This is a genomic window from Pontibacillus salipaludis (genome assembly GCF_014642405.1).
GTDB lineage: Bacteria > Bacillota > Bacilli > Bacillales > BH030062 > Pontibacillus > Pontibacillus salipaludis.
Genome location: NZ_BMIN01000009.1, coordinates 46,750 through 62,434, shown reverse-complemented (window position 1 = coordinate 62,434; position 15,685 = coordinate 46,750). Strand labels below are relative to the sequence as shown.

Here is a 15,685-nt window from a genome sequence, read left to right as displayed (position 1 = left end):
TACTACGTGAATAAAAATGAGCGATTGCTGTTGATCAGCATCGCTCTCGCCTTCTAAAAAACTACCTATAAATCCATAAAGAATTCTCTCAAATCTTCCGGCAATTCTTTAACTGTAAGGATTTTCAACCTTTCAGTCCCTGGTGATGTCATAATGACATAAGACTTCTCGTTATATTCAAATAAAGTAAATTGACTGATTTGATCTACTGGATTATTCGTAATAAATTTAAAATCCTCTTCTGTTAAATTATCTTCATAGCCTTCTAGTATAAGTTCTTTTGCTTTCTTAATATCTTCTGAAAAATGCAATTGCTGATACAATTCCATTGAATTTTTAGGCGTAAAGAAATATACGTAATACAACAATCCTCCCGTAATGATGAAGACTAAACTAAGAAGATAAGCTATTCTTTTTCCCTTCTTTTGATAATGTCCCATTTTATCCCCATTCCTATTTATCTAAACTGCTTTTTAGGTTTTTAGCAAAAGGACTGTAAATTCTATACTATTTCTTATCTTGTTTTTGCTTGTTCTTCTTTTGTCCCGCATAAGTTCCGCCAAATATCGCAACGAACATACTTGCGAATAATGCAACCCAACCCCAGGTAGCCATAATTATCCCCCTTTACTGTTAAGATCTATTTCAAATTGGTAAATGATGATCGATCATTTATAATCTTAACTTATAGTTCAACATCATTTTTCCATTCACCTTCCAAATAGTTTGTAAATATTTATCGACTAGATTATTCTGATGGTTTTTGAACAAAAATAGGGTGCAAATCGCATACGATTTGCACCCCTTCATAAAGACTTCTTCCATCTCATACGACTAGAGTAATCATTTCTCATCAATGATTGGAAATAATGTCTTATCCCCTCTCCTACCAGTCATTCACTGCCATTTCATGATTTAAGGCAACGGCCAGTTCATACCCTTCACTGGCTGCTTTCAATAGTCCAGAAAATCCATGCCTTGAATCACCAATCACATATAGCCCTTCTACAAGCGTTTCACAGCCTTCCTTTGTGTAATACCCTCCCATTTCAGTAAATTCGATATTAAAGTATTCATGAAGGGGGAAGGACTGGGTTTCACTTGTATCTAAAATAAACCCACCGGAACGTTGGTAGACGTCGCCAGATTCTGCAACTACTTTCTTGAGATTCCCGTTTTCCGATACTAACTCACGAACTGGCTCTTCTATTAGTTTCACATTATGGAGGGATAAGTCTTCTTTTTCTTCAGTCGTTATTTCTGCAGGTCCATTTGTGAAGACGATCAAATCCTTACTCCAGTGATAGATCAATTTCACATAATCCATTATCCCTGGGTCGTTGCCAAAAATCGCTAACGGCTCTTCCCTGCGCTCCCATCCATCACAATAAGGACAGTGAAATACCGTTGTACCGTATACATTCTGCATTCCCTTGATGTCCGGTAACACGTCTTTCATGCCTGTGGCAACAACCACACGTTCGGCTGTATAATGGCGTTCATCACTATGAATATGGAAAAGCCCCTCTTCTTTATGAAGCGAAGTCACTTTACTCTCTATATACGTAACACTCGGATAAGCTTCAATTTCACTAATTCCTATTTCCTTAAATTCCTCTGGCTTCACACCGTCGCGAGTAAGATAACCATGGGAAGCTTTTGTAACGTTATTGCGGGCCTTGTTTTCGTCCAAAACAAGTACCTTCCTCTTTGATCTTCCTAAGACAAGGGCTGCATTCAATCCTGCCGCTCCTCCTCCAATAACTACTACTTCATACTGCTCACTCATGGTTAATTCTCCTTTTTACGCTTTTAAACTTGCTTTATCATTCCCACTTGAGACTCGCCTCAATCACCATGTCTAAGACCAAATCAAGATTTTAAACAAGGATTTTGGCATTTTATCATTGGATTAGTCCCTTTCCTTTTCTCAACAAGATATAAACGAAATAGTGCTCTCCTTTCAGCGGGACTAGTGTTTGAAAAGCCCAACCACAGCGATGCCTCCTAAGAATATGGTCAAAACACATATTTTGGTCTATAAGCTAATACAAAATACTATCTATAAAAATATTTGATAATTCTAAATCATCTTAAAAGATGTTATAGTGACAATACCTCGTTTCAAAGTATACTAAGCATACCTAAATTCACCAGGCTCATTCACGTCCTCTGAATTTAGGTCTTTTTCTATAATTTCCATGAAGGAGCGTAATGAATGACAAAATCAGATGAAGTGGTTAGAAGTGGACCGAATCAATATATTTGTGAAGACGGGATCTTTAAAGACCTTGCTACTTTTACAGAAACGTTTCAAACCCCTGTCGTTGTAACTGGATATAAATCATTTGAAGCTTTTCAAGACTATGCCCCCCTTCCTCCTAAGGTGAAGGTTTACCAGCATGACGGATATTGTTCAGATGAAGCAATCCGTTCAATCTCTGAGTTTGCGAGTGATTCCGATGTCATTATTGGAATCGGAGGAGGGGTTGTACTCGATACAGCCAAATCTGTCGCGGATCACTTAGGTGTTGAAGTCATTACCCTCCCAACTGTGGCAGGTACATGTGCTGCCGCTACTCCCTTAAGTGTGATGTATGACGATACTGGTGCCTTTGTGCGTGTCGATTACCACACTCGTACCATCCACGTGGCTCTAGTCGATCCTACCTTTCTACTCTCTTCCCCAATGGAATATGCCAAAAGTGGGATTAGTGATTCCCTGGCAAAATGGTATGAAGCAGAACCGATTATTCACAACGATCAGCATGCAGACCTGTCCATTATGGTGAAAGTAGCACTGGACCATGCTTCCTACATAAAAGATATTCTATTAGACGAAAGTCGAGCAGCAATCGAAAGCATGGAGTCGTCTACGATGAGCCCTTCATTCAAAAACGTAGTAGAAGCAATCATCCCATTATCCGGAACAGTTGGAGGTTATGGAGGAAAGTACGGCAGAACCGCTGGGGCCCACGCCATCCATAATGGGTTAAGTTTTATTGATGAAACTCATACGGTTTTACACGGTCACAAAGTGGCTTATGGAATACTTGTTCAGCTCGTACTTGAGGGGAAATTAGATGAAGTAAAAAACCTTCTTCCCTTCTATCATGATCTTGGATTTCCTTCGAGTTTAGAAGGATTAAACATTGTTGATAGTAAAGACCAAGCCATGAAGACTGTTGCAGCTCATGCTGTTAAACCGGATGAGACGTTGCAGCTCATTTCTTCTTTCACTGAGAGTGATGTTGTGGAGGCGATGAAGGATTTGGAGAATGCATTGGTTAAGAGATAATGAAATATGAATGAAAGACATGATGTGTATGCATCATGTCTTTTTAGTTTGAAGGCATCACAGACATGGGTTCACGGGCTTTCACCATGTATTTGCTCTAATTTTATGGTGTTTATTTGATTTGGAGTTGCTACTAAGTATAAGCTGGATCTTGAACTTACAAAAATCAGTGACCTTTTCTGCTCAAATGGCCGGAAAAGGTCACTGATTTTTAGCATCTCTTACCTTGCCTGAGCTTTCAGCTTCGAAAAGGTTACTGATAGAGCGCTTCTCTTCCCTTTTCGCCACTTTTGTATATAAAATGGTCACTGATTTGGGCTTTCTCTTCCCTTATAAAAACTAATCACTGCTAAAGGGTCACTGATAGCTCAGTGGGAACTCTGAATCAAGCAGAGGGACCCGTCCTTTGGGTATAAAAGCAGGTCATCATCGATCTACTGAGTATACACAGAAACAGAACCACCATTTACATAGAAGTTCCCCCAACCATCCTGATTGATTGTAATAATATCAGAACGATTGCCTGTGATGTCCCTCCATTGTTCTCCGGCATTTTGTTTCCCTACATACATCCACTTGCTACCCCCTGAGCCGTCCGTAATCAAGGTAGCCAGTCCTGAATTAGAGTGTTCACTGTCTCCTTCTCGAGTCCAACCGATTATATCCTGATGGTTAATATAATCATGCTGAGTACCATATGCATATTCTTTACGCGCTTCAAGAAGTGGATCGATTTTCTTTTTTAGAGAAGGGATTTCATAAGAGGTTGTCCCATTCGTTCCATAATAATCACCATAAAATACAGAAGGATACCCTTGTGATCTTGTAAGAATAAAAGCATAGGCAAGAGGCTTGAACCATGGTTGAACAACTGATTCTAGTGATTGGCCCGGCTGGGAATCATGGTTTTCTACTAATGTAACAGCTTTTGTTGGATTCGTAGAAACTAAGGTTCCATTTAAAATATTCCTCATATCAAAATACCCTCCACTACTTGAAGCCTCATGAAAATTGTAGTGAAGAGGTGCATCGAATGCGGAATGAGTGTATTCCGTCTTTGATAAGTAATTTTGAATAGCCGTTAAGTCATTTTGCCAATACTCCGCTACAGTGAACATTTCTTCACCAGTATTTGACCGGACACTCCTCACCCAATCTCGCAAAAAAGAATGCTTAATGTGCTTAACTGCATCTAAACGAAATCCATCGAGATTTAACTCATTTGCATACCAAGTTCCCCAGGACTTCATTTCATTGACGACATCGGGATGACCATAATCGATATCAGCAAACATTAGGTAATCGTAATTCCCATTCTCTGAAGATACTTCCCAGTCCCAAGCTTTCCCCGTACCTCGGAACTTATAAATTCGACTAAGATTCCTAGATTGATCCCAGTCCGTTCCATCAAAATAATACCATTGCCAATCAAAGCTTGAGTATTGATCATTTCGTCCAGGAAAATTAAATCCTGTCCATGCTTCAATATCATATTCCCCAGAAACCTCATTATTGCGATTACTACCATCTACCTCAACTGCTGTTACCGTTTCCGTATAATCGGCCCCGCCTTTATGGTTCATGACTACGTCCCCATAAACATCCACTCCATTTTGATGGAGGGAGTTAATGGCAGTTTGCAACTCTTCTTTCGTTCCATACTTAGTGCGGACAGTCCCCTTTTGATCAAACTCCCCGAGGTCATATAAATCATAAGCCCCATACCCAACATCTGATTGAGAAGTGCCTTTATACGCTGGAGGAATCCACACAGCCGTAATTCCCACATCACTTAAATGGGATGCATCGTTCTTTAGATCAGTCCAATGTGTGCCGTCGTTAGGTAAATACCATTCAAAATACTGCATCATTGTCCCATTCGTAGCAGCACTGACTTCACTCGAACCCATTGGTGTTGCCATCACTATAAATACCAGTAAAGAAATAAGTGCATTCTTAAAGACTTTCATGTATATCCCCTCCCCATTTATGCAAACGCTTACATATAATTTAACATAAACTTCTATACGCTGGGGAAGTCATTTAAAATCCTTCAGGTAGCAGGGGACGAGTCTCTTACCACATTGCTTGCGCGAGCCAGTGAATCCGTCCCCATGGCGAAAAAACTTAATTCTCTAAGTTTCATAAACCCTTTTATGCCATTCCTCGAGATACTGTTTAATCGTCCGCTGAAGATCAGGCATGTCCACTCTAAAAAACAAGGCTTTCATGAAATGCAATACGTTCGTTCTAATCCGGAAAGCAGAAATACTAAACGGAGCATCGTTCCATAAAGATTCAAGGCTTAGAAACGTATCCTTTACCCACTTCGTAACGGAAGAAGGAGCCACATCCCTTTTTAGTAAAGCCTCAATCACAAACGATAACCGCTCTTCCTCATCATCTGTAAATACGTCTTCTTTCCAGAACGCGTCCCGGACAGCTTGCAAAAAGAGAGTAGCATCGTTTTTTCTATATTGAGAGTGCTCCACAAGAGCCACAAGAAGGTCAGCTCCGTGAGCAATGCTATGAGCCCAACCCTTACCCTCAACGTATCCCCTCACATCCTGCTCTTTCTCCAGATACTTAACACAAGAATTCAAGACGCGTTCATATTGGCCTCGCTCCCATCCTTGTTCATGTTTAACGATTTCAACGATCACTAAAGCGGAGAAAGATCGAGTGAACACACCATCCCCCTCATTCTCACCTAGCCGGTAAAAAAGATGAGACCTGCTCATGCATGATTCTAAAATTCTATTCTTTTGATGGTTTTGTAGACGGTCTTTGTGAATCAGCTCTCCAAACGTAGGATAAATACACCCATCTCGAAGCTCAGGATCGACATCTCCGATATGTTCAAGCATCCAGGTAATCCATTCATCCCCTTCTTCAGTGGGCCATTCCTGGATGGTCATCTGTTTAAAGCGTTCTTTTGTTTTCATAGTTTCGAATCAAATCCTTTCCCCTAGAGCCAAGATTCCTTATTAAGCGTCCAACATTGGTAATCTTCTCAACCTAAGTTATTAGGTACTTATGATTCTTTTCCATTAAACTCCACAATAGTTAATCCCTCAGATGCAACTGGTGCTTCAAAGAATTTAGTAACATGATTAAACACCTCTTCCGTGTCAAAAGCTGCTCTTTCGGGTTGCTCGTTACGCCTTTGTGCAATCTGGAGTAAACATTGCTCGTTAGATAGATTAAGATAAATAAGTTGGTGGTTTGCATGAACCTCTGATGCTAAATCCAAAAACCACTTCCGCAGTTTTTGAGTATTAGCTGGAAAATCCATTACTACATCTGTACCCACACTTAATATGTTTTGGATATGCTTTTTCACCAACGGTTTGATTTGCGCTGAATATTTTAAATAATCTTCAAATGTTGCGATCTGATCAGGGTAAAGTGATGAGAGCCACTCATCCTCAGACAATAGTACCGCATTGTTATCAATCGCTAGTTGTTGTGATTTAGTAGACTTGCCTGCGCCCATTTTTCCACAGACAAAGTATAGCGTTCCTGATTGTTTCATATTTTTCTAACCTCCCGTAGTGGTTTACCTGAACCATGGGGACAGCTACCTTGTCCCATCGTTGAGACGGACTCATTCTACATATAAGTTACAAGGAGTGATGCCCAACCAACGTGGTCCCAACCGGATCACTACATTCAAATGTATCCTTGATAAAATGGACACCATTCAAACGACTATGACTTTCACTATGAACATTTATATTCCATTGCCCATTCCCAACTTTAACAAGATTGCGCTCGTCATCTTCAAGAAGTTGAAGGTTCAAAAGATCAGCCAGTAGTTGAGGATGTCCCTTGTCAAAAGCTACGCCCAACTCCATCGTATGTATAATAGTAGTCTCTTCTTCCTCCACAACTTCTCTCCTGGTTTGTAATTCAATTCTAAACTTCCAAGGGGTAGAAATAAATGTTCTTCGTTCCCCTTCGTTTATATTCAGATTTAAATTCTCAGCATTATGGATGATTTCTCTATACTCTTCTTCATCCACCAAGATACCAACATGGTCAAACCTATTCCTCTTCCCATATCCAAATGTAATGTTGGTTTGACCTTTCACCATTTCAATAATTCGGAACGTAACCTCACGATCTCTGAAATCATCCCATTCCAGAGGAGGATTAAACGATTGCATTTCCCCTTGATAATTCCCCACCCTTAAAGTGGTTGCAAACCCCAACTCTTTATAAAAGTTCTCCATTTCTTCCAGTTGGGGCGTCCACCAATGATAATGGAATAATTGCACAACTAGAACCACCTTTCCCTTTTATAATTTCACTCTAAGCTTAGAATCTAGCAGGCTGTTTTTTTGATTGTTTTGTAAATTATTTCATAGTTCAACATCCATTTAAACCATTTTATGTCATACAAATCTTGCAGGGTTGGATGCCGTTTCAAAAAAATGTACCTCATACATAAGTATAAAAAAAACTAACTCAAGAGCTTCCCCATAGTTCTTGCCCAAATATCTAAAAGTATCAATTCCTTGATTTAAGTCAATGAAACTCTCCCTCAGACAGAATACAATCATAATGAAAAACATTCCGAGGAGGATCATTTATGAACATAACAAATACTCTCCATCTAAATATGCAGCAAAAGGCCGCAATCATATCAGGGATCTCATTAATCCTAATGACACTAACTGCCATTTTTGCTCAAGGGTATGTTCACAGTTCATTAGTCATCAATGGAGATGCGGCAACGACATTAAAAAACATCCAAGCCTCTCAATTGCTGTTTCGTCTTGAGATACTTGGATGGCTCATCATTATTATTACGGATTTAGTCGTATCATGGGGTTTTTATCTATTCTTGAAGCCATTCCATACTGGTTACGCATTATTTGCTGGATGGCTTCGCCTACTTTACACCGCGATTTTGTCCATGGGAGTCTCTCATCTTGTAATAGCTAATGGTATAGTACACAATCTTGAATTGGACCTGACAGCTGATAGGTTGGCACAGCAAACTCTAGGTTCCATCACAGCTTTTGAAGCTATCTGGTCATTTGGCCTAATTATATTTGGCCTTCACCTAGTCGCAGTCGGCTTCGTAGCCATGAGTACCAAAAAGATTCCAAAGCTTATTAGTCTACTTGTAGTTGTAGCGGGATTCAGCTACTCACTCATCCATGTCATGTACGGTTTTATCCCACAGTTTGACCGTTTCACAGGGCAACTGGAATTCATGCTGATGGCGCCTATGGTAATAGGTGAATTAGGCTTTGGTGTATGGTTGTTGGTAAAAGGGAGAACATTGACGATGGACTAATCGATCATTCTAAGATGATGAGAGGACCGCTTCTTAATACGGCTTAGCGTTTCTGGCTTGATTCCAAGATAGCTTGCTAGTTGGTACTGTGGAACTCGGTCGATTAAACCTGGCTTATTCGCCATCAAATGATGATAGCGTTCTTCAGGTGTTGAAGAGACAAATGAAGAGAAATCATCCCTCATTGCACCCATATCCACTTCCATCATCTTGCGAGTCATCTCTTCTAAGACCGGATGCATGTCGTAAGATTCCTGCTCAGTAGCTAAATCACCCACCACAAGCGTACAATCTTCCAAACAGCTAAGAGAGTACTTGGAACTTTTATCTGAAGTATGCTGATTAAAGATCGTTACGCTTTGTTCTTCCGTGAAGAAATTGTACGTATGCTCATTTCCATGTTCATCTACTGCATACTGTCGAACACAGCCCTTTACTATAAAATAACATTTTTCAGGGACGTCCCCTTGATGCAAAAGGATTGTTCCTTTCTTAAAAGCAGCAACAGGAATACCTACTGTCAGCTCCTTTAATTCAGCCTCACTTAGATGGCAAAAACGTTTCATGTACTGGATAAGGACATCTTTCATGCTATCCACTCCCCTTATCATGAATTAGGTTTATGTTTTTAGTTTAGCATTAGATAGCAGGAATTGAGCATTTAATTAATGCAGATTTAGACAGTTTAACTGATGGTCTTTTTAACATGCAGGAATGCACGTACTAGCAATCGAACTTTAAGGATGAGTCCATATTTCTCACTTATCATACATAAACATCCGTATACTATCTTTCTCAAATAAAACACTCCAATTACATCCACACAATTGTAACTAATTCCCAACATAACCACTTCCTAGTCCCTTACTTCTACGATATACTAATATATGTAACTAATCGGATCGTTTTATGGAATGATACAAACAAAGTTATTAAGGAGACTTATTAACATGAAAACATTCTTAGCTAAAAATTGGTTCATCACAACGCTGGCTGCAATTGTAGTATTAGGAACAGGATTTGTCTTTTTTATGTGGTACGCTGGAGCAGAGAAATTGTTTGAAAAAGAAGCTAAGGCAGATGAAAAACAAGAAGAAGTGGAACCTGGAACAAACCTTGATGTAACCGTTTCTAAAGATAGCGAAGAAAAGGAAAATAATTTTATTGAGCTTAACGAAAAAAGAGACACACCTATTGAAGAAATCTATACAGAAGGTACATCCGAAAGTACGGTTCAAGACGCTATTCACCATATGTCTCATCAAAAAGTCATAGCTAATAAAAAATGGGGGGCTTTACCCATTACAATGGATCGTGTAAACCGTTTAATTGAAGTGGTGGAGATGAACAATTACACTCACAAGCAAGATTACTTAGAAATTCTCACCGCTTGGAAAAACAAAGACTTCGATAACATTGACGATCATCACAATATTATTTGGAATATTAAAGGTGGTACAGTTGGGAAAGCAACTGGCGTTATGTCAATTGAGGAGGAAAGAGAATTTATTGAAGATCATTTTGGTAGTGATCTAGAATAAAGGTGATGTGGAAGCAAGGGATGGTTTGTGCGGTACCTTTCGCTTCCTTATAAATCCTAGAAACACTCAATAAAAAGCCTTGAAGCTATTGTATGCTTCAAGGCTTTTATTAAAAGTAGTATACGTTATTTTTTCACGATTTGAGTCTCATAAGGCGCAAGTACTTTATTCATATATGATACTTCTTCTTCTGTATGATTCATAATAAATTGATATTCTTTTTCATCAACAACTCTAGTATACACTTCCACTCCAATTGGAGATTCCTCATAATCTATATTATGATTCTCTACTACCTTTTTAACAAGTGGTCTAAGTCCCTCTACATCAAGTCCCCCGCCAATGTAGAAAGCTTCTCCATCTCCATATGAATTCCTCGTAACTGCTGCATATTCTTTATAGAGGGAATCCGTATATCGGTAAATGGTTTCTGCACCCTCTGGTACAATCAGATCTCGCCATATATTCACATAACTCTCTTCTTGTGAAAGATCATGCTCTCCTTTTACGGAAAGGCGATGTTCTGCTGTTAATGATTCAATTTCCTCTACACGTATTCCGGTTAAATCTGCAACGGGGCCTGGTAAGGTCTGGCCAAAGTTTATGACATTATCTTTGTCCTTCAAACCTGCTCGGAAAGAAAAGATTACCGTTCCACCTTGTTTTGTGAATTCTTTCAAACGAGTAGCTAATTCTTCATTCAGCACTTGCATAACGGGTACCAAAACGACCTTGTAGTTGGAAAAATCACGATCTGCCGGTATGACATCTAGTTTAGTATTTAAATCATAAAAAGGCTGATACAGACGCATAAGCTCTTGATTAAAATGGAAGTCTTTACTTTGAGTTTGAGCACGCCAAGACCAAATATTATCATAATCATAGAGCACTGCGATTTCTGCTTCAATAGGAGATTCTAATAGCTGATCGTACTTGCTCATTTCGGTAAAGACGTCCTTTACCTCATGATACTTACGTCCATAACGGTTATCATGATCTATAACCCCGTAACAGAATTGTTCCGCACCTCTAGTCATCCCACGCCACCTAAAGTAAAGCATGTTTGAACACCCGTGAGCAAAAGCTTGATAAGACCATAGCTTTGCTTGATTAGGACGAGGTAGGTATCCAATTACGTCATGTCCTTGTGCTCCCATCAGCTCTTCTACAATCCAGAAATTTTGACCCTTCAATCCTCTATTGAAATCAAGTGTCATTGCGATTTCGCTAGGAGGTATGGGTTGTTCAAGACCTCCCCAAACTGGGTAATTATCATAGGAAACAAAGTCCATTGGTCGTAGATTCTCTTCATGGTCAAACCACTTATCAAAGAAACCACCAGAAACATTAGTCGTGATTTCTTGATGAGGACCTTTTTCTTCTCGAACAATTTCCGTCATTTGATGAGCATAGCTGTTAAGAGAGAAAGAGCGAAAACGGGCCCAATCTAATTTCAAACTTGGGTTATGGGTGGTTATTGTAGGCGTAGGAGCAGGAATTTCCGTGAAATCATTGTAAGTCTGCCCCCAGAAAATAGTCCCCCAGCGTTCATTTAACTCATGAATATCATTATATTTCTCCTTCAGGAACTTTTGGAATGCTCTTTTGCATTGTTCACAATAGCATTGATCACTTCCTTCATGACCAAATTCATTATCGACTTGCCATACTACAATAGCTTCTTCATTTCTATAATGCTTGATTAATTCGCGAGTAATACGAGCGCTATACTCCCGATATTCCTCTGAGTTAAAGCAATATTGGCGCCTCCCACCAAACTCTCTCACTGTTCCATATTCATCTTTTGAGAGAATGGAAGGATATTTATGAGCCAGCCATGCAGGAAAAGTAGCTGTAGGTGTACCAAACATAACCTTAAATTCATAGGCTTTTGCTTGCTCTATTACCTTATCAAAATAAGAGAAATCAAATTCTCCTTCTTTTGGTTCCATTACATGCCAAGCAAACTCACCGATTCGTATCATATTAGCTCCCAGACCTTTGATACCTGTTAAATCTTCTTCCATCTGGCTTGATGGCCAATGCTCTGGATAATAATCCACTCCAAAATAGCTCATTTAAAAACCTCCAACTTTAATTTATTTACAATTTGCTTATTTTATATAATCCCTACCGGTGACAGTAGTGTATAGATAATAATCATCGCTACGGTGGCGGCAATTCCAACTGGATAGACCAGCTTCCATGGTTGCATATCTACTTTGGCTTTTTCTTCTAAATGGAACTCTTCATTTCTTGGATATAGCTTGCCTATTAATAACATTAAAGTGGAGCATATAACGAATAGAATACCTAAGATATGAAGGAAATGTAACCCTGTATCCCACACTAATTGAGTCGTGGCGTAAGTAGAGATAAACACAAACAAGGATACTTTCGCTGCAATTGCTGGCACACGTTTTGTTAGGTAACCCACGATCATAATCGTGAAGATCGGTACGTTATAAAAACCGTTTACCATTTGTAGGTATTGGAAAAACCCTTGTGGTACCAAATCTATTAAGGGGGCAATACAAATAGCGAATAAAGCAATTGCCGTACCGAAATATTTACCTTTGCGAACCACTTCTTTATCTGTTGCATTTGGGTTTATATATGGCTTGTATATATTTAAAGCAATTAATGTAACGGATGAGTTTAGTGCTGAGTTAAAGGAAGAAAGGATCGCCCCAAATAATACAGCAGCAAAAAAGCCTACTAAAGGTGTTGGCAATATCTCATTAACAAGTCTTGGATAAGCATTTGTTGGTTCTAGGTCAGGACCAAACATATTGAAAGCGATAATACCAGGTAGAATAAGGAAAACCGGGCCTAATAATTTTAAGAAGGCCGCAATTAAAACTCCTTTTTGCCCTTCTTTCAAACTTTTAGCTGAAATGGCACGCTGCATTATATGTTGGGCAGTACCCCAATAAAAGAGGTTCACAAGCAACATTCCTGTAAACATCGTGCTAAACGGTACAGGACTATCAGAATCGCCAATGGAATTCATCTTCTCAGGAGAATCTTGCAAGATCGTGTTGAAACCAGCACCAATCGAACCATCTCCAAGAACGTATAACCCAATAACCGGAATCAGTAACCCACCGAGCAAAAGTCCAACGCCATTTATCGAATCGGAAACAGCAACCGCTTTCAAACCTCCAAAAATTGCGTAAATAGAACCAACAATTCCTATACCTAGTACAGTAAGGTATAAAGATGGAAGTCTACCAATCCCAAGAGTTTCTGGTATGTTGAACAAGCCATTAATGGCAACCGCTCCAGAATATAAAATCGGAGGTAATAGATTAAATATATACCCAAATAAGAATAGAATGGTTACGATCTGCTTTGTACCGAAATCATAACGCTCTTCTAGAAAATCAGGAATTGTTGTAATTCCACCTTTTAAATATTTTGGTAAAAGAAAGAATGCTACAATGACTAACGCAATGGCAGCCCCTACTTCCCAACCCATAACAGCAATGGTGGTTGAGTAACCTTGAGCGTTTAGTCCAATTAATTGTTCGGTGGATAGATTGGTTAACATTAAAGAGCCCGCAATAGTCCAAGCTCCAAGACTTCTACCACCTAAAAAATACCCATCATGTGAATTCAAATCTTCTTTTCTCGTAATGTAATAGGAAATTAGAGCAACTAAACCAGTGAAAAACAAAAAAGACACGATCGTAAACAGATTCATATAGTTCTCCCCTTTTATCTAACTTTACTTTAAATTACATAAGCATAAGACTTCTTAAATAACGCATCCCTTGCTTCCTAAAGACATTCATTGTTTTTATTCAACCGCACAATCCTCAACCCAAACTCATTCTGTCTATGTATCCTTTCGTTTTGTCTTATTTGGAGAAAATTAATGCGCTTTCAAAAAACTTAATAAATTAATTTAATTAACTTAATGCTAAGTTATCATAAGAAATAAACTCTGAAAAGTATTTTTAAAAATTTTATGACAAATTTTATCTTTTTGTTCTTTAACAAGATATAGTCTTTTATTTCTTTCCCCCTACTAATACCAACAGTCTCAAGTAGCTAAATACTCTCTCTAAAGCTATTCATTTTACAACCTTAGAATAAAAATTTTATAACATATTTTTAAATACTTCGTTAAATTAATTTACTTTCATATATGATATAGTGAAACTACAGACGGAATACCTAGGAGAGATTATATGTCTACAAAATATACACGCGGTAGCTTTCAACTTATGAAGTCAATCAACCGCTCGGTTATTCTAAATATGATTCGCTCAAAAGGACCTATTTCCCGTGCAGATATAGCTAAACAAACTAATTTAACTCCTCCCACTGTTAGTAACATCGTGAAAGAGCTGCTTGATAGTCAATTCGTTGTAGAAACGACTCAAGGTTCTTCACAAGGGGGCAGGAAGCCTACATATCTTGAAATCAACGCTAATCAATTTTTTATTATTGGTATAGATGTAGGGCGTTACCATATAAAATTTGTAATCACTAATCTTTACGGTGAATTAGTTGAACAACTGATGATTGATATCCAAGCACAACCAGAAGCTAATGACCTAATCGATAAGATGAAAGAAGGAATTCATCAGATCATGCAAAAGGGGAACAGGAATAAGGATAAGTACTTAGGAATTGGTGTGGCTATGCACGGCATAGTTGATGTAAATACAGGTGTATCCTTATTCGCCCCATCTTTCCAAACACACAATATCCCTATACAAGAAGAGCTAGCTAATGAGTTTTCCATGATGGTTCATGTAGAGAATGATGCAAAAGCTATGACACTTGGGGAATGGTGGTTAGGAAATGGAAATGACGAAGACAATATCGTAGGAATAAATGTTGGTCACGGGATCGGTGCCGGCATTATGATTAGAGGCGAATTATTTCAGGGTGCTAATTTTATAGCTGGAGAAATTGGCCATATGACCATTGATTTATCCGGACCTAAATGCAGCTGCGGAAATTATGGATGCCTTCAAACTCTTGCTGCAGGACCTGCCATCGCTCAACGTGCCATCAAAGAATTAAAAGCCGGGAATACATCAATGATTCCAGATATCGTTCACGGAGATTTAGACCGCGTAAACGGAGAAGTCGTATTTGAAGCCGCTACAAGAGGGGATAAGTTTAGTCAAGAATTATTGAAACAAACTGGAAGGTATTTAGGTATTGGGCTGACCAACCTCATTCATACCATTAACCCTAACCGAATCATTATTGGCGGAGGGGTTTCACATGCAGGTGAATTTATTTTGGATAGCCTCCAGGAGACTATTCAAGCAAGAATTATTACTGAAGCCGCTAAAGAAACTGAAATAGTTCCATCTCAATTAGGAGATAACGCCTCTGCTATTGGTGCGTGTGTTTTAATTTTACAGAACTTCTTTCACGGCGGAAAACAAGTATCACAATAATTTCTCATATTAAAACTCTGTTACTATTTAGTGTTGCACCGACTTAGAGTGATTAAAAGATCATAGCGGTTTCACAAACAAAGCCACATAAAAAGGAGAGTACTCATTTTCA

Annotated in this window: 13 protein-coding genes; 4 read left to right on the top strand and 9 right to left on the bottom strand. The window is 38.8% G+C overall.

Going from position 1 to position 15,685, the window contains the following annotated elements; genetic code table 11:
- Window positions 1-65 precede the first annotated feature (65 nt).
- Both IEW76_RS11220 and IEW76_RS11215 read right to left on the bottom strand, forming a co-directional pair.
- On the bottom strand, window positions 66-365 hold the full coding sequence (locus tag IEW76_RS11220) for a hypothetical protein (RefSeq protein ID WP_229721212.1): 300 nt from the start codon (window positions 363-365) through the stop codon (window positions 66-68).
- Between the two features lie 521 nt (window positions 366-886).
- Window positions 887-1,789 (bottom strand): FAD-dependent oxidoreductase, encoded by a 903-nt coding sequence (locus IEW76_RS11215; protein WP_188653862.1) that lies wholly within the window; start codon window positions 1,787-1,789, stop codon window positions 887-889.
- Window positions 1,790-2,218: 429 nt separating this feature from the next.
- Between IEW76_RS11215 and IEW76_RS11210 the strand changes: the two genes are divergently transcribed.
- Window positions 2,219-3,298, top strand: coding sequence for an iron-containing alcohol dehydrogenase family protein (locus IEW76_RS11210; protein WP_188653860.1), 1,080 nt, complete (start codon window positions 2,219-2,221; stop codon window positions 3,296-3,298).
- A 434-nt stretch (window positions 3,299-3,732) separates the two neighbouring features.
- Here IEW76_RS11210 and amyS read toward each other — a convergent pair whose 3' ends face one another.
- From amyS to IEW76_RS11190, 4 genes are all read right to left on the bottom strand, one after another.
- Window positions 3,733-5,268, bottom strand: coding sequence for an alpha-amylase (amyS, locus tag IEW76_RS11205; protein WP_188653858.1), 1,536 nt, complete (start codon window positions 5,266-5,268; stop codon window positions 3,733-3,735).
- Window positions 5,269-5,433: 165 nt separating this feature from the next.
- Window positions 5,434-6,243 carry a DUF2785 domain-containing protein gene (locus IEW76_RS11200; RefSeq protein WP_188653856.1) on the bottom strand — a complete coding sequence of 270 codons (810 nt, stop codon included), beginning with the start codon at window positions 6,241-6,243 and terminating at the stop codon, window positions 5,434-5,436.
- An 89-nt stretch (window positions 6,244-6,332) separates the two neighbouring features.
- Window positions 6,333-6,833: a P-loop nucleotide/nucleoside kinase family protein gene (locus IEW76_RS11195; protein ID WP_188653854.1), complete on the bottom strand. Its 501-nt coding sequence runs from the start codon at window positions 6,831-6,833 to the stop codon at window positions 6,333-6,335.
- Between the two features lie 88 nt (window positions 6,834-6,921).
- Window positions 6,922-7,578 carry a hypothetical protein gene (locus tag IEW76_RS11190; protein WP_188653852.1) on the bottom strand — a complete coding sequence of 219 codons (657 nt, stop codon included), beginning with the start codon at window positions 7,576-7,578 and terminating at the stop codon, window positions 6,922-6,924.
- Between the two features lie 314 nt (window positions 7,579-7,892).
- Here IEW76_RS11190 and IEW76_RS11185 point away from each other — a divergent pair, with 314 nt between their 5' ends.
- Window positions 7,893-8,606, top strand: coding sequence for a DUF4386 domain-containing protein (locus tag IEW76_RS11185; RefSeq protein ID WP_188653850.1), 714 nt, complete (start codon window positions 7,893-7,895; stop codon window positions 8,604-8,606).
- On the opposite strand, the gene IEW76_RS11180 is transcribed toward IEW76_RS11185, so the two are convergent.
- A complete protein-coding gene (locus IEW76_RS11180; RefSeq protein ID WP_188653849.1) occupies window positions 8,603-9,196 on the bottom strand; it encodes a Crp/Fnr family transcriptional regulator in 594 nt (197 codons plus the stop codon). The two genes, IEW76_RS11185 and IEW76_RS11180, sit on opposite strands and share 4 nt — an antisense overlap.
- Before the next feature lie 360 nt (window positions 9,197-9,556).
- Here IEW76_RS11180 and IEW76_RS11175 point away from each other — a divergent pair, with 360 nt between their 5' ends.
- On the top strand, window positions 9,557-10,147 hold the full coding sequence (locus IEW76_RS11175; RefSeq protein WP_188653848.1) for a DUF6241 domain-containing protein: 591 nt from the start codon (window positions 9,557-9,559) through the stop codon (window positions 10,145-10,147).
- Between the two features lie 125 nt (window positions 10,148-10,272).
- On the opposite strand, the gene IEW76_RS11170 is transcribed toward IEW76_RS11175, so the two are convergent.
- Both IEW76_RS11170 and IEW76_RS11165 read right to left on the bottom strand, forming a co-directional pair.
- Window positions 10,273-12,225, bottom strand: a complete 1,953-nt coding sequence (locus tag IEW76_RS11170) for a beta-galactosidase (RefSeq protein WP_188653847.1) — start codon at window positions 12,223-12,225, stop codon at window positions 10,273-10,275.
- A 41-nt stretch (window positions 12,226-12,266) separates the two neighbouring features.
- Complete coding sequence (locus tag IEW76_RS11165; RefSeq protein WP_188653846.1) at window positions 12,267-13,853, bottom strand: solute:sodium symporter family transporter; 1,587 nt, start codon at window positions 13,851-13,853, stop codon at window positions 12,267-12,269.
- Window positions 13,854-14,343: 490 nt separating this feature from the next.
- Here IEW76_RS11165 and IEW76_RS11160 point away from each other — a divergent pair, with 490 nt between their 5' ends.
- The gene (locus IEW76_RS11160; RefSeq protein ID WP_188653845.1) at window positions 14,344-15,573 is read left to right on the top strand and encodes an ROK family transcriptional regulator; all 1,230 of its coding nucleotides are present in this window, start codon (window positions 14,344-14,346) and stop codon (window positions 15,571-15,573) included.
- Window positions 15,574-15,685: the final 112 nt, after the last annotated feature.